The 24,246-nt window shown below is 54.9% G+C and carries 21 protein-coding genes and 3 pseudogenes; 10 read left to right on the forward strand and 14 right to left on the reverse strand.

The genetic code is table 11. The features are described from left to right. Positions 1-14: 14 nt before the first annotated feature. The 3 genes from recF to dnaA form a co-directional block, all read right to left on the reverse strand. On the reverse strand, positions 15-1,100 hold the full coding sequence (gene recF, locus P3C52_RS12265) for a DNA replication/repair protein RecF (protein ID WP_275555277.1): 1,086 nt from the start codon (positions 1,098-1,100) through the stop codon (positions 15-17). Positions 1,101-1,351: 251 nt separating this feature from the next. Beyond that, a complete protein-coding gene (dnaN, locus tag P3C52_RS12270; protein WP_275555278.1) occupies positions 1,352-2,452 on the reverse strand; it encodes a DNA polymerase III subunit beta in 1,101 nt (366 codons plus the stop codon). Positions 2,453-2,456: 4 nt separating this feature from the next. Further along, a complete protein-coding gene (dnaA, locus tag P3C52_RS12275) occupies positions 2,457-3,860 on the reverse strand; it encodes a chromosomal replication initiator protein DnaA (RefSeq protein WP_275555279.1) in 1,404 nt (467 codons plus the stop codon). Between the two features lie 597 nt (positions 3,861-4,457). Here dnaA and rpmH point away from each other — a divergent pair. The 7 genes and pseudogenes from rpmH to P3C52_RS12310 all read left to right on the forward strand — a co-directional run bounded on the left by rpmH (position 4,458) and on the right by P3C52_RS12310 (position 9,975). Further along, positions 4,458-4,598 carry a 50S ribosomal protein L34 gene (rpmH, locus tag P3C52_RS12280; protein ID WP_003849659.1) on the forward strand — a complete coding sequence of 47 codons (141 nt, stop codon included), beginning with the start codon at positions 4,458-4,460 and terminating at the stop codon, positions 4,596-4,598. 16 nt (positions 4,599-4,614) lie between these two features. Continuing rightward, a pseudogene (rnpA, locus tag P3C52_RS12285) lies at positions 4,615-4,972 on the forward strand (ribonuclease P protein component). Beyond that, a complete protein-coding gene (gene yidD / locus P3C52_RS12290) occupies positions 4,936-5,193 on the forward strand; it encodes a membrane protein insertion efficiency factor YidD (protein WP_275555280.1) in 258 nt (85 codons plus the stop codon). The pseudogene rnpA and the gene yidD overlap by 37 nt, the downstream one beginning before the upstream one ends. A gap of 2 nt (positions 5,194-5,195) precedes the next feature. After that, positions 5,196-6,839: a membrane protein insertase YidC gene (gene yidC, locus P3C52_RS12295; protein ID WP_275555281.1), complete on the forward strand. Its 1,644-nt coding sequence runs from the start codon at positions 5,196-5,198 to the stop codon at positions 6,837-6,839. A 190-nt stretch (positions 6,840-7,029) separates the two neighbouring features. Beyond that, on the forward strand, positions 7,030-8,394 hold the full coding sequence (gene mnmE / locus P3C52_RS12300; RefSeq protein WP_275555282.1) for a tRNA uridine-5-carboxymethylaminomethyl(34) synthesis GTPase MnmE: 1,365 nt from the start codon (positions 7,030-7,032) through the stop codon (positions 8,392-8,394). 254 nt (positions 8,395-8,648) lie between these two features. Then, positions 8,649-8,792 (forward strand): annotated as a pseudogene (locus P3C52_RS12305) (transposase); the annotation flags it as partial. 442 nt (positions 8,793-9,234) lie between these two features. Beyond that, on the forward strand, positions 9,235-9,975 hold the full coding sequence (locus tag P3C52_RS12310; protein WP_275555283.1) for a 4'-phosphopantetheinyl transferase superfamily protein: 741 nt from the start codon (positions 9,235-9,237) through the stop codon (positions 9,973-9,975). A gap of 19 nt (positions 9,976-9,994) precedes the next feature. Here the strand turns inward: P3C52_RS12310 and P3C52_RS12315 are convergent, their stop codons facing one another. Next, positions 9,995-11,308, reverse strand: coding sequence for an NCS2 family permease (locus P3C52_RS12315; RefSeq protein WP_275555284.1), 1,314 nt, complete (start codon positions 11,306-11,308; stop codon positions 9,995-9,997). A 172-nt stretch (positions 11,309-11,480) separates the two neighbouring features. Between P3C52_RS12315 and yieH the strand changes: the two genes are divergently transcribed. Further along, a complete protein-coding gene (gene yieH / locus P3C52_RS12320) occupies positions 11,481-12,143 on the forward strand; it encodes a 6-phosphogluconate phosphatase (RefSeq protein WP_275555285.1) in 663 nt (220 codons plus the stop codon). 56 nt (positions 12,144-12,199) lie between these two features. Here yieH and phoU read toward each other — a convergent pair whose 3' ends face one another. The 10 genes from phoU to P3C52_RS12370 form a co-directional block, all read right to left on the reverse strand. Beyond that, on the reverse strand, positions 12,200-12,934 hold the full coding sequence (gene phoU / locus P3C52_RS12325) for a phosphate signaling complex protein PhoU (RefSeq protein ID WP_275555286.1): 735 nt from the start codon (positions 12,932-12,934) through the stop codon (positions 12,200-12,202). Between the two features lie 12 nt (positions 12,935-12,946). Next, entirely contained in the window at positions 12,947-13,714 is a 768-nt protein-coding gene (gene pstB, locus P3C52_RS12330) for a phosphate ABC transporter ATP-binding protein PstB (RefSeq protein WP_275555287.1), read from the reverse strand. 46 nt (positions 13,715-13,760) lie between these two features. After that, the gene (pstA, locus tag P3C52_RS12335) at positions 13,761-14,648 is read right to left on the reverse strand and encodes a phosphate ABC transporter permease PstA (RefSeq protein WP_275555288.1); all 888 of its coding nucleotides are present in this window, start codon (positions 14,646-14,648) and stop codon (positions 13,761-13,763) included. Then, a complete protein-coding gene (gene pstC, locus P3C52_RS12340; RefSeq protein ID WP_275555289.1) occupies positions 14,645-15,607 on the reverse strand; it encodes a phosphate ABC transporter permease PstC in 963 nt (320 codons plus the stop codon). Before pstC ends, pstA begins: the two co-directional genes overlap by 4 nt. Positions 15,608-15,713: 106 nt before the next feature. Beyond that, the gene (gene pstS / locus P3C52_RS12345; protein WP_275555290.1) at positions 15,714-16,757 is read right to left on the reverse strand and encodes a phosphate ABC transporter substrate-binding protein PstS; all 1,044 of its coding nucleotides are present in this window, start codon (positions 16,755-16,757) and stop codon (positions 15,714-15,716) included. A gap of 338 nt (positions 16,758-17,095) precedes the next feature. Continuing rightward, the gene (locus tag P3C52_RS12350) at positions 17,096-17,872 is read right to left on the reverse strand and encodes a heme ABC transporter ATP-binding protein (RefSeq protein ID WP_275555291.1); all 777 of its coding nucleotides are present in this window, start codon (positions 17,870-17,872) and stop codon (positions 17,096-17,098) included. After that, complete coding sequence (locus P3C52_RS12355; protein WP_275555292.1) at positions 17,865-18,866, reverse strand: iron ABC transporter permease; 1,002 nt, start codon at positions 18,864-18,866, stop codon at positions 17,865-17,867. Before P3C52_RS12355 ends, P3C52_RS12350 begins: the two co-directional genes overlap by 8 nt. Further along, positions 18,859-19,686 carry an ABC transporter substrate-binding protein gene (locus P3C52_RS12360; protein WP_275555293.1) on the reverse strand — a complete coding sequence of 276 codons (828 nt, stop codon included), beginning with the start codon at positions 19,684-19,686 and terminating at the stop codon, positions 18,859-18,861. Before P3C52_RS12360 ends, P3C52_RS12355 begins: the two co-directional genes overlap by 8 nt. Further along, complete coding sequence (locus tag P3C52_RS12365) at positions 19,683-20,714, reverse strand: ChuX/HutX family heme-like substrate-binding protein (RefSeq protein ID WP_275555294.1); 1,032 nt, start codon at positions 20,712-20,714, stop codon at positions 19,683-19,685. Before P3C52_RS12365 ends, P3C52_RS12360 begins: the two co-directional genes overlap by 4 nt. A gap of 47 nt (positions 20,715-20,761) precedes the next feature. Next, positions 20,762-23,110: a TonB-dependent receptor gene (locus P3C52_RS12370; RefSeq protein WP_275555295.1), complete on the reverse strand. Its 2,349-nt coding sequence runs from the start codon at positions 23,108-23,110 to the stop codon at positions 20,762-20,764. Between the two features lie 490 nt (positions 23,111-23,600). On the opposite strand from P3C52_RS12370, the pseudogene vapB reads away from it, so the two are divergent. Together vapB and P3C52_RS12380 are read left to right on the forward strand one after the other, a co-directional pair. Next, positions 23,601-23,829, forward strand: a pseudogene (gene vapB, locus P3C52_RS12375) (type II toxin-antitoxin system VapB family antitoxin). Next, a complete protein-coding gene (locus P3C52_RS12380; protein ID WP_275555296.1) occupies positions 23,826-24,242 on the forward strand; it encodes a type II toxin-antitoxin system VapC family toxin in 417 nt (138 codons plus the stop codon). Before vapB ends, P3C52_RS12380 begins: the two are co-directional and overlap by 4 nt. Positions 24,243-24,246: the final 4 nt, after the last annotated feature.

Consider the following 24,246-nt stretch of genomic DNA (forward strand, 5'->3'; position numbering starts at 1 on the left):
CGTTTCTCGCTCATTTAATCTTCAGGTTGAACCGCTATTTTACCCTGTTCTACGCGGAACATCTTGCCCTTTTCGTCAGTCATATCGATGACATGATCGGCACCAATAGCGCTGACAAAAACCTGGGCATGCGTGGCTTTAAGCCGGTCCGCCAGCAGGCGGCGACGGCTCTCATCCAGTTCGGAGGCAAAATCATCGATCAGGTAGAGGCAACGGCGTCCGTTCTGACGAGTCAGAAACTCGCCCTGAGCCAGACGCAACGCGCACATCAGTAATTTCAGCTGTCCGCGAGACAGTAAATCTTCCACCGGCGTCCCTTCCGCGCGGATACGAAAATCCGCTTTGTGCGGGCCGCTGGCGGTATAAGTGAGCGCGCGATCGCGCTCAAACTGCCGTTCCAGCAGTTCCGCGTAATCGCTCTCTTTATCCCAGCCGCGCTGGAAAGAGAAATCCAGCGCAAACTCAGGTAAAAACTGGGCGCAGGTGGCAGTAATATCTTCGGCTATCGCCGCGCTGTATTCCGCCCGCCACTGGCTGATTTGTTCCGCCAGCGGCGCCAGTTCGCGATCCCAGGGTTCGATTTGCTGGTAACGCGAAACCTGACGTAGCGCGGCGTTGCGCTGCTTCAGCAGGCGCTTCATATTGCTCCACGCCAGAAAAAAGCCGGGCGTGTTGTGAAAGCAGCCCCAGTCAATGTAGGCGCGCCGGTATTTCGGCCCGCCGTTCAGCAACGTAAAGCCTTCTGGCGTAATCAACTGCATCGGCAGCAGCTGCGCCAGCTCCGCCACTTTATGGCCATCGCTGCCATCAATACGAACTTTGCTGTCGCCGGCGCGGTTTTTGGTCAAGCCGACCGCCGTTTCCCGCTCGGAGCCGTCAATTCGCCCATGCAGAACAAAGGCTTCCTGATCGTGGCGGATAACGCGCCCCGCCTGCAGGCTGCGAAAGGCACGTCCGTGGCCAAGCGTATAAATGGCTTCCAGCACGCTGGTTTTACCGCTGCCGTTAGCGCCAATCAGAAAGTTAAAACCCGGCGCCAGCGACAGGTCGGCTTGTTCGATATTACGGAAGTCTTTAATCAGCAGGCGGGTTAAAGCCATGAAATAATCCAAAGAGATGGCGTGACAGCAGTTGCCTTGTCGTCAGGCTGGCTTTGCTCATAACCGGAGCTAATCCAAACATAAGTAAATGCTTACTTGCCGTAACGATATGGGGGTGAATCGGCATTTTACAAGGGCTGAGCCCGCCTCTGTTGTCCCGAACGGCAATAATAATGTGCGGCAGTTAAGCGTACGGCGCCCAACCGCTAACCCGACGCTGGACACGCGGTTCCAGCGCCGGACCAATGCCATCAGAGACGCATCGGCATAACAACGTAAGCGGCGCTCTGGCTGGCTTCATCTTCAATCTGCACGCTGGAGACGGAATCGGTCAGCAACAGACGAACGTTTTCACATTTCAGCGCGTTCAGCACATCCAGTACATAACTGACGTTAAAGCCGATTTCCAGATCGCTGCCGCCGTAGGTGACGTCCAGGATCTCTTCCGCTTCTTCCTGTTCCGGGTTGTTCGCCGTGATTTTCAGCTGGTTCTGGCTGATATAAAGACGAACGCCACGGAATTTCTCATTAGAAAGAATCGCGGCGCGGGCAAAAGCCTGCTTTAACAGATCGCAGCCCGCTTCCAGCGTTTTGTCCGGGTTCTTCGGCAATACGCGACGGTAATCCGGAAAGCGGCCATCCACCAGCTTGGAGGTAAAGATGAAATCGCCCACGTGCGCACGGATATTGCTGCTGCCGATCTGAATTTGCAGCGGCGTATCGCCGCCGTCCAGCAGGCGCACCAGTTCGGTCACGCCTTTACGCGGCACGATAACCGAATGGTTCGGCAGCGGCTGCCCAACCGGCATCGAGCAAACCGCCAGACGGTGACCGTCGGTCGCCACGGTGCGCAATTCTTCACCTTCGGTTTCAAACAGCATGCCATTCAGGTAGTAACGTACGTCCTGATGCGCCATCGAAAACTGCGTGGCTTCAATCAGTCGCTTCAGCGTGGCCTGCGGCAGGGTAAATTCCACCTCGCTCTGCCAGTCGTCCAGGTTCGGGAAATCGCTGGCGGGCAGCGTGGAAAGCGAAAAGCGGCTGCGCCCGGAGCGCACCAGCATTCTGTCACCTTCCAGCACCACGCTGATCTCCGCGCCCTCCGGCAGGCCACGGCAAATATCTAAAAATTTACGTGCCGGCACCGTCGTGGCGCCCGGCTCATGCGGCTGCGTTAACGCGACGCGCGCCACCATTTCCATCTCTAAGTCGGTGCCGGTCAGCAACAGGCTGCCGTCGTTCACCTGAAGCAGCAGGTTGCCAAGGATCGGCAGCGTCGGACGGCCACCTAATGGACCGCTCACCTGCTGTAGCGGTTTAAGTAATTGCTCGCGTTCTACAATAAATTTCATAGCGTCAGGAAGATAAGGTTCTGATTAAATTTGAAAAATCTTCTTTAATGTCGTGACTTTCTTCACGTAGCTGCTCGATTTTACGGCAGGCATGCAGCACGGTTGTGTGGTCACGACCCCCGAAAGCATCACCGATCTCCGGCAGGCTGTGGTTCGTCAGCTCTTTCGCCATCGCCATCGCCATTTGACGCGGGCGCGCTACCGAGCGCGAGCGACGTTTTGACAGTAAATCCGCCACTTTGATCTTGTAATATTCCGCCACCGTTTTCTGAATATTGTCGATGGTCACCAGCTTTTCCTGTAGCGCCAACAGATCGCGCAGCGCTTCGCGCACGAAATCGATGGTGATGGCGCGACCGGTAAAGTTGGCGTTGGCGATAACGCGGTTCAGCGCCCCTTCCAGCTCACGCACGTTGGAACGCAGGCGCTTGGCAATAAAGAAGGCCACTTCACCCGGCAGGCGAATATCGTTTTCGTCCGCCTTTTTCATCAGAATCGCGACGCGCGTTTCCAGCTCCGGCGGCTCGATGGCGACCGTCAGGCCCCAGCCAAAGCGCGATTTCAGGCGATCTTCCACGCCGTTAATCTCCTTCGGATAGCGGTCTGAGGTTAAAATAATTTGCTGATTGCCCTCCAGCAGCGCGTTGAAGGTATGAAAGAACTCCTCCTGCGAGCGCTCTTTATTGGCAAAGAACTGAATATCATCGATGAGCAGCGCATCGACCGAGCGGTAATAACGTTTGAACTCTTCGATGGCGTTGTTCTGCAGCGCTTTCACCATATCCTGCACAAAACGCTCGGAGTGCATATAGACCACTTTCGCATTGGGCTTGCGGGCGATGATCCCGTTGCCGACCGCATGCAGCAAGTGCGTCTTACCTAAACCAGTGCCGCCATAAAGGAACAGCGGGTTATAGGCGCCGCCGGGGTTATCCGCCACCTGACGCGCCGCCGCGCGCGCCAGCTGGTTCGATTTACCTTCGACGAAGTTATCAAAGTTATGCTTGGCATTAACGTTAGAACGCCATGAGCGCTCGGCCGGCGCCGGTACGCTATCCCAGCTGGGGCGTGCCGCCGGCGCGGTTGGCGGTATGTTGCTCGCCATAACCGGCGCGGCCACGCTGGCGCTGCTTACCACAGGCTGTGGCATTGTCTGAACGACGGGTTTGCTGCCGACTTCAAAACGCAGCTGCGGCGCTTCGGTGCCGCAAAAGTCATTAAGCAGGGCATTGATATTATTGAGATATTTATCTCTTACCCAGTCGAGTACGAACCGATTCGGGGCATATAAGGCCAGCGTATTGTCGTTCAGTTCAGCCTGTAGCGGACGGATCCACATGCTGAATTCAGTGGCAGGTAGCTCATCCTGCAAACGGGCAAGACACTGTTGCCAAAGCGAAAGTGACACGGCGGACTCCACTCGAACAAAATCGATAAGAAAATAGGCGCTGAAACAGATCAATCATCATTGTTGACGCATGCCAGTGACAGACATACGAACCGCTATCCACGGTTGCTCCGATCCCGATCGCAGAGAGGATCGTTAGCGGAAGGGCGGATCATAGCGTAAAGCGAGACAGAGATCTTCACTTTCTACACAGTTTTGATCCATTTTATCCACAGGCATTGAACGAGGCTAAGTTTACTTCAGGCTGGATGAAAGGCATTCAGGATCCGGCGTATTGATGCAAATTTCCAGCGGCCGTCACGTTATTATCGCAACGTCACTGCAAACGATCGGCAGAAGATCCAGAGCGATCCTTGCGCTTTATTATGGACACCGTATAATTCCCGTCCCGGCGTGATGCGCCTTGTCGATTTCGACAGGATTTGCAGGTCGATTCGGGCAGCCAGGCGCGCGCAAATAAGCGAAGTAAATTGACTCCGGACTGTACAATTATTACAATCCCGCCTCTTTATTAAAGATACACTGAGGCGTCGGTCGTTTTACGGAACCGGGTACGCGTCACCACGTGAAATTTTTCAAGTTTAGGTAGAAATCGCCATGAAACGCACTTTTCAACCGTCCGTACTGAAGCGCAACCGTTCACACGGCTTCCGTGCTCGTATGGCAACTAAAAATGGTCGTCAGGTTCTGGCACGTCGTCGTGCTAAAGGCCGTTCTCGTCTGACCGTTTCTAAGTAATAAAGCTAACCCATAAGTGGTTAAGCTCGCATTTCCCAGGGAGTTACGTTTGCTAACTCCCACTCATTTCACTTTCGTCTTCCAGCAGCCACAACGGGCTGGCACGCCGCAAATTACCATACTCGGCCGCCTTAATTCGCTGGGGCATCCCCGTATCGGTCTTACCGTCGCGAAAAAATGTTAAGCGTGCGCATGAGCGTAACCGGATCAAGCGATTGACCCGCGAAAGCTTTCGCCTGCGCCAACACGAACTCCCCGCAATGGATTTTGTGGTCGTGGCAAAGAAAGGGGTTGCTGACCTCGATAACCGTGCGCTGATGGAAGCGTTGGAGAAATTATGGCGTCGTCACTGTCGCCTGGCGCGCGGCTCCTGATTGCGCTGATCCGCGTTTATCAACGCGTCATTAGCCCTCTTCTGGGTCCCCACTGCCGTTTTAACCCTACCTGCTCACACTACGGAGTTGTGGCATTGCGCAGGTTTGGGATGGTAAAAGGCAGTTGGTTGACGGTTAAACGCGTATTAAAATGCCACCCTTTAAACCCGGGTGGTGACGATCCGGTGCCGCCAAAAACCGACGATAACAGAGAACTTTAACGATGGATTCGCAACGCAATCTTTTTCTCATCGCTTTTCTGTTCGTGTCTTTCATGATCTGGCAAGCCTGGCAAACGGACCACGCTCCGCAGCCGCAGCAAACTCAGACCACGCAAAACACGACAGTAGCTGGTGATGCCGCTAATCAGGGTGTGCCTGCCAGCGGTCAGGGCAAAACCATCACCGTTAAGACTGATGTCCTGTCTTTGAACATCAATACCCGCGGTGGCGATGTGGAACAGGCGCAGCTGCTGACTTACCCGGACAAACTGGGTTCTTCTCAGCCTTTCCAACTGCTGGAAACGACACCAGCCTTTGTGTATCAGGCACAGAGCGGTCTGACTGGCCGAAACGGGCCGGATAATCCGAATAACGGCGCACGTCCGCTGTATACCACTACCCAGGATAGCTTCCAGCTGGCCGATGGTCAGAGCGAACTGCGTATCCCGATGACCTTTACCGCAGAAAACGGCGCGATCTATACCAAGACCTTTGTGCTGAAGCGCGGCGAATATGCCATCAACGTTGAATATCAGGTTAACAACACCACCCAGCAGCCGCTGGAAGTGGCGATGTTCGGCCAGCTGAAGCAGACCATCGATCTGCCGAAGCATCGTGATACCGGCAGCAATAACTTTGCTCTGCATACTTTCCGTGGCGCGGCGTACTCCACCAGCGACACCAAGTATGAAAAGTATAAGTTTGACACCATTGCCGATAACGAAAACCTGAGTACCACCACCACTAACGGTTGGGTTGCCATGCTCCAGCAATACTTTGCTACCGCATGGGTGCCGCGTACCGAAGGGACTAATACGCTGTATACCACTAATCTGGGCAACGGCCTGGCGGCGGTAGGCTATAAGTCCGCACCGGTAGCCGTGGCGCCAGGCAGCCAGCAAACGCTGGCTGCGACGCTGTGGGTCGGCCCGGAAATTCAGGATAAGATGGCGGCCATCGCTCCGCACCTGGATCTGACCGTTGATTACGGCTGGCTGTGGTTCATCTCTCAGCCGCTGTTTAAGCTGCTGAAATTCCTGCACAGCTTTATCGGTAACTGGGGCTTCTCCATTATCGTTATCACCTTTATCGTGCGCGGCATCATGTACCCGCTGACCAAAGCGCAGTACACCTCAATGGCGAAGATGCGCATGCTGCAACCGAAAATCCAGGCCATGCGTGAGCGCCTGGGTGACGATAAGCAGCGCATGAGCCAGGAAATGATGGCGCTGTATAAATCAGAGAAAGTAAACCCGCTGGGCGGCTGTCTGCCTCTGATTATTCAGATGCCGATCTTCCTTGCGCTTTACTACATGCTGATGGGCTCGGTAGAGCTGCGCCATGCGCCGTTCGCACTGTGGATCCACGATCTCTCTGCGCAGGACCCGTACTACATCCTGCCGATCCTGATGGGCGTAACGATGTTCTTTATTCAGAAGATGTCGCCGACCACCGTCACCGATCCGATGCAGCAGAAGATCATGACCTTTATGCCGGTTATCTTTACGGTGTTCTTCCTGTGGTTCCCGTCAGGTCTGGTGCTGTACTACATCGTCAGCAACCTGGTGACCATTCTCCAGCAGCAGCTGATTTATCGTGGCCTGGAAAAACGCGGACTGCACAGCCGCGACAAGAAGAAAGCGTAACGGCCTGAGTTTATTCAATTTCAGGCAGAACCTAACAGGGGCGGAATTTACCGCCCCTGTTTATTTGTTGTCTTCCGGTCATCATAATTGATGCGACGATCGAATAAACTCAACGTGGGAAGTGAAGGCACCTTTTAACTGAGGCGGTCAACCGACCTCCTTCTTTGATTACCGTACTGAGAGAGTTTCCATGAGCCACAGCGATACTATTGTCGCCCAGGCCACACCGCCAGGACGCGGCGGCGTGGGCATTCTGCGTATTTCCGGCAGCAACGCGGCGGAGGTTGCCCGGCAGCTGCTGGGTAAGTTGCCGAAACCGCGTTACGCTGATTATTTGCCGTTTAAAGCCGCGGACGGCAGCACGCTTGACCAGGGTATCGCCCTCTGGTTTCCTGGCCCGAATTCTTTTACCGGCGAAGACGTCCTCGAATTACAGGGACACGGCGGCCCGGTTATCCTCGATTTATTGCTGAAGCGTATTGCCGCCTTGCCGGGCGTGCGTATCGCCAAACCGGGCGAGTTTTCCGAGCGCGCGTTTCTTAACGATAAGCTCGATCTGGCACAGGCTGAGGCGATTGCCGATCTGATTGACGCCAGTTCTGAACAGGCAGCGCGATCGGCGCTGAATTCGTTGCAGGGCGCTTTTTCCACGCGCGTTAATCATCTTGTGGAAGCACTTACTCACCTGCGAATCTACGTGGAAGCAGCAATAGACTTTCCAGATGAAGAGATCGACTTTCTTTCTGATGGAAAAATCGAAGCGCAACTGAACGCCGTAATGCAGGATTTGAACGCCGTTCGCGCTGAGGCGCGTCAGGGCAGCCTGCTCCGTGAAGGGATGAAGGTGGTGATTGCCGGTCGTCCTAACGCCGGTAAATCGAGCCTGTTAAACGCGCTGGCCGGACGCGAAGCGGCCATTGTTACGGATATTGCCGGAACGACCCGCGATGTCTTGCGCGAGCATATCCATATTGATGGCATGCCGCTGCACATTATTGATACCGCTGGCTTACGCGACGCCAGTGATGAAGTTGAGCGCATCGGTATCGAGCGCGCCTGGCAGGAGATTGAGCAGGCCGACCGCGTTCTGTTTATGGTAGACGGCACCACGACCGATGCCACAGAGCCTGCGGCTATCTGGCCAGATTTTATCGCCCGTTTGCCTGCTTCTCTGCCGATTACGGTGGTACGTAATAAAGCTGACGTTACTGGCGAAACATTAGGCCTGGAAGAAGTGAATGGTCACTTACTTATTCGGTTGTCTGCCCGTACTGGTGAAGGTATAGATGTATTGCGCGATCACCTTAAGCAGAGCATGGGTTTCAATGACAATATGGAAGGTGGATTCCTGGCGCGTCGCCGTCATTTGCAGGCCCTTGAGTTAGCGGACACTCACTTACAACAGGGCAAAGAGCAGCTGTTAGGTGCCTGGGCAGGAGAATTATTGGCTGAGGAGTTGCGCCTGGCGCAGCAGGCGCTAAGCGAGATCACCGGCGAGTTTACGTCTGACGATCTGCTGGGACGTATTTTCTCCAGTTTCTGTATTGGCAAATAAGTGGGCCTCAGCTTTGTCTGGCTCAACCTTTCGCTTTTTTTGACCAAAAAAGGGGCCGGGCAATATGGCTTGCCCGGCCCCTTCTGGCTCATCAACCTTATCAGAAAGTATATTTTGCCCCCAGCATAAGGCTGGCATCCTGATAATGATAACGGCCACGTTGTAAAGCAACGCTACCATGCAGATGGAAATGAATCGCCACGGGTTTAACAGACACCTCAGAGTCATTTAAGATGGCTTAAAGAGAGATGCCCATGAGCGGTAAGCGTTATCCCGAAGAGTTTAAAACTGAAGCAGTCAAACAGGTTGTTGATCGCGGTTATTCTGTTGCCAGCGTTGCAACACGTCTTGATATCACCACCCACAGCCTTTACGCCTGGATAAAGAAGTACGGTCCGGATTCTTCCATTAATAAAGAACAGTCAGATGCCACCGACAGAATATGAAAACCAGTATTATCAACGGCTCGGAAGTGTCTGGATTATCCGTGGCGATTCAAGCCTTATTTTAATAATGCGCAAACTTCACAGAAAAATATAATCCGCTCTTTACTACATCTCCTGTGCCCACGCTAAAAGGCGCCATGCCATTAGATCTGGCATCGCCAGCATATTGTTACTGGCGCCCACCGGCAAATCTGCGCCTGAGCAGGGCATCAGCACACTGTATACGTTCCTGTATTCCCTTACAGATGCAGCTGTTGACGGCGCATTTTTTACTACAGTTACCTTTTAAACCTATTCCGAAAAGCGCCGCGCCTGGGTAAAGCCGGATGCAAACACATCAGAAAATTCTTACAATGTAAGTGATGATTATCCGACCATTTTCACGGAGCGACAGATGGCAAGTCATTTTGTACGCTGGACGCTTGCCCAATATCGGGTGGACGTACAGCGTATTCCGGCACATATCGTGGAAAAATCCCGATCTCTCAACGAAAAACAACGTAGCCGTTATCTGGCCTCGCGGATGTTGCTGGCTGAGTTAATGCTGCGGATTTATGGCATGCCCCAACTGCCCGCATTAACCACCAGCAGCAGCGGCCGCCCCAGCTTTATCGATCCCGAACTGCCTGATTTCAGCATCGCCTATGCAGGAAATGTCATTGGCGTTCTGCTGGCTGAAGAACAGAGTCGCGCCGGACTGGATATGGAAATCGTCCGCGCCCACAGCCGCCAAACGCTGGAACATCAGCTTCAGTATCTCTCCTCCGGGGAAAAAGCGTGGATTAATGCGCAGCAGGATCCTTTAGAAGCGATTACGCAAATCTGGACGCTGCGTCAAAGCATTCTGAAGCTGACCGGAGAGAACAACGAAAGCGAAGATGCCCTGCGCTTGCATCTCGCCTCAGGTCGTTTGCGCTCGCAGGCTTTTCCAGATGTGCAGGCTGTCTGTGACGTAGAGCCTTTACTTATCTGGTCCTGTGCCTTATCGCCAGCAACCAGCCGCTTACGCCTGTGGGAAATTGATGGTCAGCAGAACTGGAACGCCCTGCGTGATATTGAAATGACGAAAGCCAATATGGGGCCGAAAACGCTAAGACTGACCAGCATACCGGCAGAAAGGCAGCTGCAGTATTAAACTGCAGCGCCTTTTCTTTTTAATGAGAATCGATAAACGCGATTTTCAACACGAATAACAGCGCTACAACCACAACACAGGGGCTGATTTCACGCCAGCGTCCCGTTCCGGCCTTCATCACGCAGTAAGCGATAAAGCCCAGTGCGATGCCTTCCGTGATCGAGAAACTGAACGGCATCATGGCGGCCGTCACAAAAGCGGGCACCGCTTCGGTAAGATCTTCCCATTTCACGCGCGCCAGGCTTGAGGTCATCAGCACGCCAACATAAATCAATGCGCCCGCGGCGGCATATCCCGGCACCATCGACGCCAGCGGCGATAAAAACATCACCAGCAGGAATAAAATACCGGTAACCACGGCCATCAGTCCGGTTCGTCCGCCAACGGAAACGCCTGACGAACTTTCAATGTAGGCCGTTACGGAAGAGGTGCCGATAGCGGCGCCGGCAACGGAGCTGACGCTATCCACCAGCAGCGCCTGCTTCATGCGGGGAAACTTGCCATCTTTATCCGCCAGGCCTGCCTTATCGGTCACGCCGATCAGCGTACCAGAAGAGTCAAACAGGTTAACCAGCATAAACGAGAAAATCACGCCAGCCATATTAAGGGTAAACGCGCCGCTCAGATCGACCTGACCAAGAACAGAATTAATGGCAGGCGGAGCGGAAAAGACGCCGTTATATTTCACATCGCCCAGCAGCAGGCCCGCCAGCGTGGTAACCACAATCGAAATCAGCACGGCAGCATGGATATTGCGTGAAGCCAGCACGGCGATAATAAAGAAGCCCAGCGCACCCAGCAGAACGCTATGCGATGATAAATCGCCGACTGTTACCAGCGTCGCCTCATTCGGCACGATAATTCCGGCATTTTTCAGCCCCATCATGGCGATAAACAGGCCGATACCCGCGGTAATACCGGTACGCAGGGAAAGCGGAATATTGGCGATCATCCAGTAGCGCACGCGGAACAGCGTCAACAGCAGCAGACCTGTCGCGCCCCAGAAAATCGCGCCCATACCGACCTGCCACGAATAGCCCATTGCGCCGACAACAACAAAGGCGAAAAAGGCATTCAGTCCCATCGCAGGCGCCAGCGCCACCGGCAGGTTAGCCACAATGCCCATCAGGATGCTGCCTAAAGCGGCAATCAGACAGGTAGTAACGAATACCGCCTGCGTATCCATGCCTGCGGCACCGAGAATTTGTGGGTTTACAAAAACGATATAAACCATCGTTAGAAAAGTAGTAAAACCGGCAATCACTTCGGTTCGCACCGTGGTGCCATGCTCCTGAAGCCGGAACAGGCGCTGTAATAAGCCTTGTTTAGTCATTTGTTACATCCGAACGGGAAAAGAGGTCGCCGCGTATGCTAGCGATTTTGGCGCAACAGTACACTGATTTTTCGCAAACGGTTGCGGTTTGCAAAAATTCAGCGGCTGCAGGTCGTAATCTCAGCTCAGTCAGTTAAAGTGTGGCTAATAGCCCCTTTAAGGATGATGCAAAATGACCATTGAATGTCTGTTTTTTGACTGCGACGGCACGCTGGTGGATAGTGAGCGGCTTTGCACGCAGGCTTATGTCGATACCTTCGCCCGCTACGGCGCAACGCTTTCTCTGCAGGAAACCTTTGAAAAATATAAGGGCGTTAAGCTGTACGATATTATCGCCGACGTGAGCCGCCAGCAGCCGCTGTCTGCGCCGCCGGAAGAGATAGAACGGGAATATCGTCAGCAGGTTGCGCGCCTGTTTGATGCGCATCTTCAGCCAATTCCCGGCGCCAAAGCGCTGCTGGAGCAGGTTTGCGTCCCGATGTGCGTGGTATCTAACGGCACGGTGCCGAAAATGCAGCATTCGCTTGGCCTGACGGAGATGCTCTCCTTTTTTAATGACCGGTTGTACAGCGGCTACGATATTGGTCACTGGAAGCCGGAGCCGCAGCTGATGTTCCATGCGGCAGAGCAGATGCAGGTGCCGATCGATCGCTGCATTTTGATCGATGACTCCGAAGCGGGCGCTTATGCCGGCATCGCGGCGGGTATACCGGTGTTTTACTACTGTGCCGATGCCCATAATCGTCCGATCGATCATCCGCTGGTTACCGCTTTCGACGATCTGGCGCAGCTGCCTGACTTATGGCGTGCGCGCGGCTGGACGGTGACGCGCTGATGGCGTGACAAGGCAGGAAAGAGAACCGCGCCCTTCGGCGCGGTAAGAAAAGAGCATCAGGCAGGGTTGCTGTCGCTATCGCTGCCAGCCAGCAGTTTATCAAGGCGGTCGCCGCCCACATGGCGGAAATCCTGCCCCTTCACGAAATAAAAGATAATTTCGCAGATATTTTGACAGCGGTCGCCGATGCGCTCGATAGCGCGCGCGCAGAACAGCGCGGTCAGCACGCTGGGGATCGTGCGCGGATCTTCCATCATGTAGGTCATCAGCTGGCGCACAATGCCTTCATACTCCTGATCGACCTTTTTATCTTCACGATAGATTTCAATCGCCGCGCTTAAATCCATACGCGCAAACGCATCCAGCACATCATGCAGCATCTGAATGGTGTGATGTCCCAGTGACTCCAGGCTTACCAGCAATGGCTGATGCTGCTGGCTAAACTTCTCCAGCGCCGTGCGGCTGATTTTTTCCGCCACGTCGCCGATACGCTCCAGCTCAGAAATGGTTTTGATAATCGCCATCACCAGACGCAGATCGCTGGCGGTCGGCTGCCGCTTGGCAATAATGCGCACGCAGGCTTCATCAATTTCCACCTCCATCATGTTAACCTTCTGGTCACCATCAATAACCTGCTTCGCCAGCTCTGCATCCTGATTATGCATGGCGGTAATCGCATCGGTCAGCTGCTGCTCCACCATACCGCCCATAATCATCACCTGGGTGCGGATATGCTCAAGCTCAGCGTTAAACTGGCCGGAGATATGTTTGTTCAGATTCAAGTTGTCCATACAGCGCTCCCGTTAACCATAACGGCCAGTAATATAATCTTCAGTCTGCTTCTGATGCGGCTTGGTAAACAGCGTGTCGGTATCGCTGAATTCAATCAGTTCGCCCAGGTACATAAACGCGGTGTGATCGGAGCAGCGGGCAGCCTGCTGCATATTATGGGTAACGATCACCACGGTATAATCCTGCTTCAGCTCGGTAATCAGCTCTTCAATACGGCCGGTTGAGATAGGGTCCAGCGCCGAACAGGGTTCATCCAGCAACAAGACTTCCGGGCGAATGGCGATGCCGCGCGCAATGCACAGGCGCTGCTGTTGTCCACCCGAGAGACTGTAACCGCTCTGATGCAGCTTGTCTTTGGTTTCATTCCACAGGGCCGCTTTGCTCAGCGCCCACTGCACACGCTCATCCATATCCGCACGCGACAGCTTTTCAAACAGGCGCACGCCGAAGGCGATGTTGTCATAAATCGACATTGGGAACGGCGTTGGCTTCTGAAACACCATACCGACGCGCGCACGCAGCAGCGCAATATCCTGGGTTTCGGTAAGAATATTTTCGCCATCCAGGCGGATCTCGCCCTCGGCGCGCTGCTCTGGATAAAGCGAATACATTTTATTAAAGGTGCGTAGCAGGGTGGATTTACCGCAGCCTGAAGGCCCGATAAACGCGGTGACCTGATTACGGGCAATATCCAGATTAATGTTCTTCAGCGCATGGAATTTTCCATAATAGAAGTTCAGATCGCGCACCTGAATTTTGCCGGGAGTCTGATTAACCATAGTCTTCTCTTTCTCGTAACGCCGCGCCGCCAAAGCCACGCGGTAATTAGTTTTTCGATTTGGCGAAAATCACACGCGCCAAAATATTCAACATCAGCACGCAGAGCGTAATCAGTAATACGCCTGCCCAGGCCAGGCTCTGCCATTCAGCAAACGGACTCATGGCGAACTTAAATATGGTGACCGGAAGGTTCGCCAGTGGCTGCATCATGTCGGTACTCCAGAACTGGTTCGACAGCGAGGTAAACAGCAGCGGCGCGGTTTCTCCGGCGATACGCGCGACGGCCAGCAGCACGCCGGTGATAATGCCGGATACCGATGCCTTCAGCGTAATGGCGGAAATCATTTTCCATTTTGGCGTACCCAGCGCGTAAGCCGCTTCGCGCAGGCTATCCGGCACCAGCCTCATCATGTTTTCGGTGGTGCGGATCACGATGGGGATTTGCAGCAGCGCCAGCGCAATCACGCCGGCCCAGCCGGAGAAGTGCTGCATCTGCGCCACCACGATGGTGTACACAAACAGCCCGACCACAATCGACGGTGCTGATAACAAAATGTCGTTAATGAAGCGAATAACTTCCGCCAGCCAGGATTTACGGCCATATTCCGCCAGATAGATGCCCGCCAGGATCCCCAGCGGCGTACCTACCAGCGTGGCCCATAAAATAAGCAGCCCGCTGCCGGCAATGGCGTTTGCCAGCCCGCCGCCTGCGGTATTCGGCGGCGGCGTCATTTCGGTGAACAGCGCCAGCGAAAAGCCGTCGAAGCCGCGCGTAATGGTGGTAAACAGGATCCAGACCAGCCAGAACAGGCCAAACGCCATGGTCAGCATGGAAAGCGTCAGGGCCACCTTATTGCGCATACTGCGGCGCGCCTGCATCTTACGGCGTGACGCCTGCAGCGCGGTACGGGTATGTAAATCCAGCGTGGTCATGAGCGCGCCCCTTCATTTTTCGCCAGCCGTAAAATCATCAGCTTGGAGATCGCCAGCACGATAAAGGTGATAACAAACAGAATCAGCCCCAGTTCCATCAGCGCTGCGACATGCACGCCCGATTCCGCTTCAGCGAATTCGTTAGCCAGCGCCGAGGTAATGCTGTTGCCCGGCATATAGAGCGAAACGCTGTCGAGCTGGTAGGTGTTACCGATAATAAAGGTTACCGCCATGGTTTCCCCCAGCGCACGGCCCAGGCCCAGCATAATGCCGCCGATCACGCCATTTTTCGTAAAGGGCAGCACGATGCGCCAGATTACTTCCCAGGTGGTGCAGCCGATACCGTAGGCGGACTCTTTCATCATGACCGGCGTCTGCTCGAACACGTCGCGCATTACCGATGCGATATAAGGAATAATCATAATCGCGAGGATCACGCCGGCGGCGAGAATGCCGATACCGAACGCCGGGCCTTCGAACAACGCGCCGATAAACGGAATGCTGGACAGCACGTTGCCTACGGGCGTCTGGAAATACTCAGCAAACAGCGGCGCAAAAACAAACAGGCCCCACATGCCGTAAACAATACTGGGAATGGCCGCCAGCAGTTCAATCGCCACGCCCAGCGGACGCCGCAGCCAGCCGGGCGCCAGCTCGGTCAAAAACAGCGCGATGCCGAAGCTGACCGGAACGGCAATCAGCAGAGCAATAATTGAGGTAACAATAGTGCCGTAAATCGGTACCAGCGCACCGAAGTTTTCATTTGGCGCATCCCACTCTTTATTCCACAGGAAAGAGAAACCGAATTTCTCAATGCTGGGCCAGGAGGAGATAAGCAGAGAAATAATGATGCCGCCCAGTAACAAAAGGACTATCAGCGCTGCCAGCTTAACCAGCGCGCCGAAAATAATGTCACCTTGCTTTCCTGGGGCCTTAAAGGTCGGCCTGGATTCAGCCATAAAAGTCTCGACAGAAGAAATTCACAGGGGCGGCCTTCAGCCGCCCGGATACTGCGGGCCGACGTTCAGTCGACCCCTGCGACGGTGCGAACACCGTTAAAGCCAATTACTGATACAGCGCTTTACCGGAGCTGTCTTTAATCTGCGCTTTCCAGTCTGAGCGGATCTGCTCAACCACCGAATCCGGCAGCGTAGCGTAATCCAGGCTGGTAGCCGTCTTATCGCCATCTTTATAGGCCCAGTCAAAGAACTTCAGCACTTCTGCGCCTTTTGCCGCATTGGTCTGATTTTTGTACATCAGGATAAAGGTGGTGGTGGTGATCGGCCACGCGTCTTTGCCTTTCTGGTTAGTCAGATCCTGTGCGTAAGATTTGCTCCAGTCCGCACCTTTCGCCGCGTTGCTGAAGGTTTCTTCCGTCGGCGAAACCGGCTGTCCATCCGCATCGATCAGTTTGGTATAGCTCAGCTTGTTCTGTTTGGCGTAGGCATATTCCACATAGCCGATTGAGCCAGGCAGACGCTGAACGAAGGCGGCGATGCCGTCATTGCCTTTACCGCCGAGGCCGGTCGGCCAGTTAACGGTATTGCCTTTGCCTACTTTCTCGCTCCACTCCTGGTTAACTTTGGAGAGGTAGCTGGTGAACACGAACGAAGTGCCTGAACCGTCGGCGCGGCGTACCACGGCGATGTTGGTTTCCGGCAGCTTAAGGCCCGGATTCAGTTTAGCGATGGCCGGATCGTTCCACTTTTTAATTTTGCCGAGGTAAATATCACCCACGGTCTGGCCATCGAGCGTCAGCTGGCCTGACTGAATGCCCGGCAGGTTGACTGCCAGTACCACGCCGCCAATTACGGTCGGGAACTGGAACAGGCCATTTTTTTGCAGGTCTTCATCTTTCATCGGCGCATCGGACGCACCGAAATCAACTGTTTTTGCAATTATCTGTTTTACGCCGCCAGAGGAGCCAATGCCCTGATAGTTAACTTTACTGCCGGTCGCTTGTTGATAATCAGCTGCCCACTTGGCATAAACCGGAGCCGGGAAGGTGCCGCCTGCGCCGGTGAGATCGGTCGCTGCAAACGCAGAAACCGCGCTCAAAGAAAGGGTGGCGGCAACAAATTTGGCTACGGTGCTACGCATCAGTGTCATATTCCCTCCAGGGGATAAAAGTCAGGCTGTATGCCGTTGTAGTAAGAATCAGTATTGCTGCAGGTGGGAAAATAGGACAGTTTAATGACAGCGAGATGTCGCTAATATGACAGTTTTGTGACGAGCGGCAGAGACCACGAATAATGCGCTAAACGTTTTAAGAGAATAGTAAATAAACGTAGCCTGATTCATTATTTATACCTCTATTTCAATATGACGCGCTCTCTGCCTCCATTATTATCGCTGCGTTTATTACCGACCGGTAATTCAGAACGTCTTTGCTAATATAATTGATAAAAGCCCGCCTTAAATTAATTATCTTCGGCGGGTTATTTATCTTACTGATTTAACTGCACCTGCGGCCTGCCGCATTCACTGGCGGTAATAACGCTTAAATCCGCCCGATACCAGCGCGTTAAAACAGGTTCGGTAATCACCTCTTCCGCGCTGCCGGTCGCCACCAGTTTTCCCTGAGACATTAACAACAAGCGATCGGACCAGAGCGCCGCCAGATTCAGATCGTGTAATACGGCGCAGACCATCAGATTTCCTTTGCGCGTCAGCTGATGCAGCAGGCGCAACGTTTGCTGCTGGTAAAAGAGATCCAGCGCCGAGGTCGGCTCATCAAGAAAAAGCCAGCCCTGCGGCCCGTCATCGTGCCAGAGCTGCGCCAGAACCCGCGCCAGCTGAACGCGCTGCTGTTCGCCGCCGGAAAGCTGACGGTAATCGCGCCGGGCCAGCGGCAGTGCGCCGGTTAGGGTCATCACCTCATAAATGATCTCTTCACGGCGCACCGATGACCAGGGCGCGCGGCCCAGCGCAACCACATCAACAGCCTGCATGGGAAAAGACAGGTTGTGCTGCTGACGCATTACCGCCCGCTGGCGCGCCAGTTCAGCCGCCGCGATGCAGGTCAACGGTTTTCCCGCCAGCGTACAGCTTCCCGCGCTGGCAGGAAGAAAACCGGTCAGCAGGCGCAGCAGCGTAGATTTACCGGCGCCGTTTGGGCCGATGAGCGTCACCATTTCACCAGTGGACAGCGACAGGGAAACATCATCAACCAGCAGACGGCCATCGTACCGATAGCTTAGCTTTTCCGCTTGCAGTTCAGACATACGCGCTCCGCTGTTGACGAATTACCTGCCAAAGAAACCACGGGCCACCCAGCAGGCTGGTTAATAAGCCCACCGGCATTTCTGCCGGGATCACCAATGTTCTGGCCAGCGTATCGGCAATCAGTAGCAGAATGGCGCCAGCCAGTGCCGAACCCGGCAGCAGCCAACGGTGATCGCTGCCCAACAAAAATCGCATCAGATGTGGTACCACCAGGCCGACAAAGCCGATAATGCCGCTGACCGAGACCGCCGTTCCCACCAGCAGCGCGCTAAGAATAAGCAGCAGACGCTGCGCGCGCGCGACATCCATTCCTGCGTAGTGCGCATCTTCCTCTCCCAGCTGCAGCAGATTCAGCCGGGCGGCAAAGCGGCAAATCATCACCAGTGCAGGCAAAATCAATACGGCACAGAGGATAACCGCAGGCCATTGCGCCTGACTCAGGCTGCCCATACCCCATAACGACAGCTGGCGCAGCTGTTGATCGTTACTGAGCCAGGAAAGCACGCCGACCGCCGAGCCGCACAGCGCATTCAGCGCGATGCCCACCAGCAGCAAGCGTGACAGGCTGCCATAAGCTAACCGGCTCAGACTAAAAATCAGCAGCGTGGTCAGCAGACTGCCCGCAAAGGCTGCCGCCATCGGCAACCAAAGCGCCAGCAGCGCAGGCAAGCTAAGCGGCATAATTATCGCCAGCGCAACCGCCAGGCCCGCGCCGCTGCTAATGCCGAGCAGGCCGGGATCGGCCAGCGGATTGCGAAATAATCCCTGCATTACGCAGCCGGAAACCGCCAGCGCCATGCCAATAAGGATCGCCAGCAGCACGCGCGGTAAACGGATCGTCAGCCAGATCTGCCATTCCATGCTGTCGAGCGGCTGTAACCAGAGCTGCCGTAGCGAAAGCGAGACGGCGCCCTGACTCGCCGCCAGCACCAGCGCCATCAGCAGCATAAATATCATTCCCCACAGCCAGCGTAACGCCACGGCATTACTCATCTTGCGCGACGGCTTCCGCGGCCTGACGCAGCTTAACAATGGCGTCGGGCGTATCGATGCCAAAGCCCAGCAGCGCCATTTCATCCACTACCAGCAGGCGATGCTGCTTACCTGCAGGCGTCAGCGCCATGCCGGGCAACTGCCAGATATTCCCTTCCGATCCCAGATTTTTTATGCCCGCTTTGCCGACTACCACCAGTTGCGGCGCGGCGGCGATAATGCCTTCCTGCGACAGGGTTTGATAATGCGGCACATTGCCCATGGCGTTGATCAGCCCAGCGGCACGAATCGCTCCGTCGGCGGCGGTATCATTGCCTGCCGCCATGCTGCTCATACCGCTGTGGCTTAAGACAAACAGCACCCGCACCGGCAGCAGGCTTTTGGGTAACGCCGCCTGTTTCTTAGCGAGGTTTGCCGTCAGCGCTTCTCCTTCCTCGCTGCGCTGAAGCGCCGCGCTAATGGTCGCAATTTTCTGCGGAATCGCGTTAAGGCTGTTCTTCCCGGTTACCGTCACTACTTTTACGCCTGCACGTTCCAGCTGCGTCAGCACCTGCGAAGGCTTCGCCAGTTCGCTGACCAGCACCAGCGTAGGATGCAATGCCAGAATGCCTTCCGCATTTAGCTGTCGCATGTAGCCGACATCAGGCAGCTTTGTCGCCAGCGCTGGTCGCTGGCTGGTGCTGTCACGCCCAACCAGCTCCGCCTGTGCGCCCAGCGCATAAACAATTTGCGTCACGTCGCCGCCAACCGTCACTACCCGTTCCGCGCCCTGCGCAACCAAGGTTGCGCCAAGAGCGATCGCTAAAAGCAGCCATTTCATGCCGCTTCTCCACGATCGCTAAGTGCCATAATTTGCCTGCGCCACTGCGCCTGCTCCGGCATGCCTTCGGTTCGCTGGCCATAAAGCTGAGCAATCTGCGTACCGTCTTCCGCAAAAAGCTCCAGGCTGGTTACGATGCCATCCTTAGTTGGCTTGCGCGTTATCCAGCTTTCATGAATGCGATCGGACATCAAATGCAGGGTAAACGCGGCGTTAAAGACATTAAGCCAGCCTGCTGTGGGCATCAGCTTTTCAATAACGCCGGTGAATATTTGCGTGCAACCGCGATTGCCGACGAAGATCATGATTTCATTGCCATCCTGCTGCGCCTGCGTCAGCAGTTGCGCCAGCGCATCATTGCCGATCTGACAGGCCAGATCGTCGCTAACGGCGCGGAACGCCTGCTGGCGTGACAGCCGATGCCTTTTCAACAGGCCGAAGAACTGATGTACGTCGGTCATTGCACGCCACTCTTGTTCCAGCGCTACATGGTCGGTCTGTTCGGCCAGCTCCGGCATTGGTGCCGCGCTCAACATCAGCTCGCCAGGGGCGGTCTGGCGAAACCGCGCGATCGCTTCTGTCCACGCAGCCATATCCGTTTTTACCGTGGCATAAACCTTCAGTACCGCATCGCCCTGGCGATCGAAAAATTGCAGGCTGTGCCTTACGCCGCGATCCGTTTGCTCCGCCAGCGCAAAAGCGCTGTGCCACTGGGCGGGAAACAGGCGCAGATCCAGCGCACGCGGATTCAGTACCAGCCCGGCATGGCCGCCTAAATGCAGATTGCTGAAGGTACCGATCTGTTCATGCACTGCGTACTCATTGCGGGTAATGCTTTTAATCTCCCCCACGCTTTCCAGCGCGGCGAGAATCGCGGGTATATCCGCCTTCAGCGACAGAGCGTCGGCATCGGTGCGCGCCAGCGTCAGTTCCGCTTCACTCAGCCCCATTAAGGCAGCCAGTTCACGCGCATACTTCTTCGGATGCGCCATTTTCAGTGCGAGATAGTGTGAGTAATGTGGATTCATGGTGCGGCGTTCCCTGTTATGCCCTGCGTCAGGCGCAGGGCGGGTTATCAGAAATCAAGGTTCAGACCCAGCTGGAAAGTACGGCCCGGCATCACCGCCAGCGCGTTATCGTACCGATCCTGATTGGTCTCAGAGGTTAAGTTACGGCTGCTCAGATAATCGCGATACTTACGGTCGGTCAGGTTATAAATGCCGCCGCTCAGCTTCAGATTTCTGGTTACCTGCCACCAGGCGGTCATATCCACCATGCCGTAACCCGGGATGCGCAAATATTCATCATTGGCGCTGTTAATCGCCGTGCCATTATTGCTGTAGCTTTCACGACTGCTGGCTTCGGCGCGCTTGCCTTTGACAAAGGTGGCGGTAATGGCGCCGCCATATAGATGGTTCGGCGCATTCCACGCCAGTCCGACAATGCCTTTCATCGGCGCCACGCTGTCAATATCGATATATTTATCGCCGAGGTAGCTCGATTTCGCTTTGCCTTCGCTGTAGCCCAGCGCAAAGGTGGCGCTCAGTCCTTCAACCGGCGCGAACCAGGTGCCGAAATTCACCTTCGTGCTGATTTCACCGCCGTAGATATAGGCTTTATCACGGTTATCCGCCTGATAGGTAGTGTAGATGTTGCCCGGCACATTCTGGAACTGCTCCGGGTTTGCCGCGCGGGTATAGCGGGTATAGGCGATAAAGTTTTTATAGCTGTTGTAGAACAGCGACGTGCTTAAAGTAATGCCGTCGGTGACCTCACCTTTCAGTCCCCACTCAAAATTATTGCTGGTTTCCGTATCCAGATCGCTGTTGCCAATTAGCGCGTACTGCTGCGATCCCGCATAGGAGGAGGCCAGGTTCCATGAACCATAGAGCTGGCTGGCGTTCGGGAACTGCGCGCCGCGCTTATATTGCAGCCAGGTCATCAGGCTGGGCGTCAGCTCATACTGGAAAGTAAGTGAAGGCAACACCTGCGTATCGCTGTTGCTGCCGTACAGCGTCGCCACATCAGATTCGTCAATGGCGCTGCTGCCGCTGGCCAGGCTGGAGAGATTGCGCGACTCGGTGCGCTGATACATGACGCGAACGCCAGGGATAACTGCGAAGTCATGATCGTTCAGCGTAAAGTTGATTTTATCCTGCAGGAAGCCGCCTAACACATAACTGCGGCTGTCCGCTTCCGGCTGCATAATCGCGCTAAAAACGCTGGGCACCGGATCTTGCCGGAACGGGCGTTCGGTCGTTTCCAGCCTGGCGTTCAGGCCGGCGCTCAGCTCGTGTCGACCCTGCGTTTTATTCAGACGCGTCTCCATACCGGTGGTCAGCACGTTATAGTCTGACCAGACCCGTTCCATCGTGCGGGTAGTGCTGTCCGGCATATAGGTGTTGTCGTGCGCCTGAGTTTGCTGCAGGAAAACGCGCGTCGAGGCGCTGTCGATCAGGTTGTTATAGGGCGTATATTCGTCCGCCAGGCTAATTCCCCAGCGGCGCGTATCGCTCTGCTGCTGCGAGGTGCCGATCACGTTGCTGCCCGCACTGTTCCAGGCGTCATAATGGGTATGATTCGTTTTATGGTAATAATCGACGGTCGCGGTGAACTTATGCAGATCGTTCGGCTGCCAGATGCCGGATGCCATCAGCGCATCGGAGTGCCAGTTAGCTGGCCAGGCATCAACAAGATCGCTGTTAGTCCGCGTTTCCTGCCCATCGCGGCGGCTGTAGACAAAGATGCCGCGCAGCGTTTCATCCCCGATGGCGGCGGTAATACCGTTATGCCAGCTACGGTTTGATGAATCGTAGTCGCTCTGGTAGCCGAAATAGCTGTTTTTGCCCGGGCGCAGATAGTCGTCCGCCGATTTGTTGCGAAAGGAGACCGCGCCGCCCATTGAGGTGTTTGGCTGATCGACAGAAGTGGCGCCCGCTTCAATATCCACGCGGCCAAACAGATACGGATCGAGGTAATCGCGGCCAATACCAAAAGTATTAAGCCCGGCACGCCCTACGTAGCTACGGCCAGTCGCATTCGGCAACGGAATGCCATCGACATCAATGCCGACGCGGTTACTTTCCAGGCCACGGATGTTGTAACCGGTATAGCCGCTTCTGTCGAAGCCGCTTTTTCCCGCGCCCGAACCGCCACTGGTACCGGTTGCGCTAATCAACGGCTGATAGCGCATCACCGAGCCAAAATCATTGGCGCCTTTAGCCTGCATCTCTTCTGCAGTGATGGTGGTTTTGCTGCCCGCCTGTTTGGGTACCGGCGGCGAGACGACTGTCATTTGCGGATCGGCAGCAGGATTCTCGGTATTCGTGGAGGCGGCATAGCCGCAGGCTGCCTGTACGGAAGCCGCCAGCGCGGCCAGTTTGCATAGCGTAGGTAAAGTTAATCCCTGAGATAATGAGGACATGAGCGTTACAACCTGTTTATTGTTGGTATTAGCTCACTGTTGCTGCCATTTGAAACAAAACGACGTGAAAGGACGTCAAATTAAGCGATGATTTTTATAGTAAGTTTCAAGCTGATGAGAATTTAATGCAGTTGGTAATAATAATCAATATCATTTGAAGCGAAGTTGTTAACGCCGCATTTTTTAAAATGGCGTGATTGCTTTGATGTAACGGGGTTTGACGCTCAGTGGAACGAAAAACTCACGTTAAGCAATGTTTACTGATCGTCCTGACCGTCGGTATATCCTTTTCTTATCTCGCCTTTTTGACCGTGACAGATGGCGTTGGCAACTTATAACAATTCTATGCATAAGTTAGATATCTGCATATGCTGAACATATATATATCCATGCCATCTGCATATACTAAACCTATGCGGGGCTGTTCTGTCCGCAGACAAAAATAGCCGGTATCGGCACGGTGTCGGAAACACGACCGGAAGGAGTAATCATGAGAACTGTATCTGTATTCAAGAATGGCAATAACCGCGCCATCCGCCTGCCACGGGATATGGACTTTGAAGGCGTCAGCGAGCTGGAGATCGTCCGGGAAGGGAACAGCATTATCCTGCGTCCCGTCCGTCCGACTGGGCTCGTTCGCGACGCTGGAAAAGGCAGACCCGGACTTCATGGCGGAGCGTGAGGTGGTTGTCAGCGATGAAGGACGTTTTGATCTGTGAACAAAACCTATATGCTCGACACCTCTATCTGCTCGTTCATCATGCGCGCGCAGCCGGAAGCCGTACTGAAGCGCCTGGAGCAGGCGGTGCTGCGCAACCAGCGCATCGTTGTCTCGGCCATTACCTACTCCGAAATGCGCTTCGGCGCCACCGGCCCGAAGGCCTCGTCGCGCCACGTGCAGCTGGTCGATGAATTCTGCGCGCGCCTCGATGCCATCCTGCCCTGGGACCGCGCCGCGGTGGACGCCACTACGGACATCCGGGTCGCGCTGCGGCTGGCCGGTACGCCGATCGGGCCGAATGACACGGCGATAGCCGGTCATGCTATTGCCGCCGGCGCTGTGCTGGTGACGAACAATGTGCGGGAGTTTGAGCGGGTACCGGGGCTGGTGCTGGAAGACTGGGCAAAATAAAGTG

This window comes from Mixta sp. Marseille-Q2659 (assembly GCF_940807255.1).
In the GTDB taxonomy this organism is placed as follows: domain Bacteria; phylum Pseudomonadota; class Gammaproteobacteria; order Enterobacterales; family Enterobacteriaceae; genus Mixta.

Excerpts from the sequence above, each read along its gene's own strand:
- rpmH (WP_003849659.1), top strand. The coding sequence starts at position 4,458 with ATGAAACGCACTTTTCAACCGTCCGTACTGAAGCGCAACCGTTCACAC.
- yidD (WP_275555280.1), top strand. The coding sequence starts at position 4,936 with ATGGCGTCGTCACTGTCGCCTGGCGCGCGGCTCCTGATTGCGCTGATC.
- yidC (WP_275555281.1), top strand. The coding sequence starts at position 5,196 with ATGGATTCGCAACGCAATCTTTTTCTCATCGCTTTTCTGTTCGTGTCT.
- mnmE (WP_275555282.1), top strand. The coding sequence starts at position 7,030 with ATGAGCCACAGCGATACTATTGTCGCCCAGGCCACACCGCCAGGACGC.
- pstB (WP_275555287.1), bottom strand. The coding sequence starts at position 13,714 with ATGGTTAATCAGACTCCCGGCAAAATTCAGGTGCGCGATCTGAACTTC.
- P3C52_RS12315 (WP_275555284.1), bottom strand. The coding sequence starts at position 11,308 with ATGACTAAACAAGGCTTATTACAGCGCCTGTTCCGGCTTCAGGAGCAT.
- phoU (WP_275555286.1), bottom strand. The coding sequence starts at position 12,934 with ATGGACAACTTGAATCTGAACAAACATATCTCCGGCCAGTTTAACGCT.
- yieH (WP_275555285.1), top strand. The coding sequence starts at position 11,481 with ATGACCATTGAATGTCTGTTTTTTGACTGCGACGGCACGCTGGTGGAT.
- recF (WP_275555277.1), bottom strand. The coding sequence starts at position 1,100 with ATGGCTTTAACCCGCCTGCTGATTAAAGACTTCCGTAATATCGAACAA.
- P3C52_RS12360 (WP_275555293.1), bottom strand. The coding sequence starts at position 19,686 with ATGAAATGGCTGCTTTTAGCGATCGCTCTTGGCGCAACCTTGGTTGCG.
- P3C52_RS12355 (WP_275555292.1), bottom strand. The coding sequence starts at position 18,866 with ATGAGTAATGCCGTGGCGTTACGCTGGCTGTGGGGAATGATATTTATG.
- pstA (WP_275555288.1), bottom strand. The coding sequence starts at position 14,648 with ATGACCACGCTGGATTTACATACCCGTACCGCGCTGCAGGCGTCACGC.
- P3C52_RS12310 (WP_275555283.1), top strand. The coding sequence starts at position 9,235 with ATGGCAAGTCATTTTGTACGCTGGACGCTTGCCCAATATCGGGTGGAC.
- dnaN (WP_275555278.1), bottom strand. The coding sequence starts at position 2,452 with ATGAAATTTATTGTAGAACGCGAGCAATTACTTAAACCGCTACAGCAG.
- P3C52_RS12370 (WP_275555295.1), bottom strand. The coding sequence starts at position 23,110 with ATGTCCTCATTATCTCAGGGATTAACTTTACCTACGCTATGCAAACTG.
- pstC (WP_275555289.1), bottom strand. The coding sequence starts at position 15,607 with ATGGCTGAATCCAGGCCGACCTTTAAGGCCCCAGGAAAGCAAGGTGAC.
- P3C52_RS12350 (WP_275555291.1), bottom strand. The coding sequence starts at position 17,872 with ATGTCTGAACTGCAAGCGGAAAAGCTAAGCTATCGGTACGATGGCCGT.
- P3C52_RS12365 (WP_275555294.1), bottom strand. The coding sequence starts at position 20,714 with ATGAATCCACATTACTCACACTATCTCGCACTGAAAATGGCGCATCCG.
- pstS (WP_275555290.1), bottom strand. The coding sequence starts at position 16,757 with ATGACACTGATGCGTAGCACCGTAGCCAAATTTGTTGCCGCCACCCTT.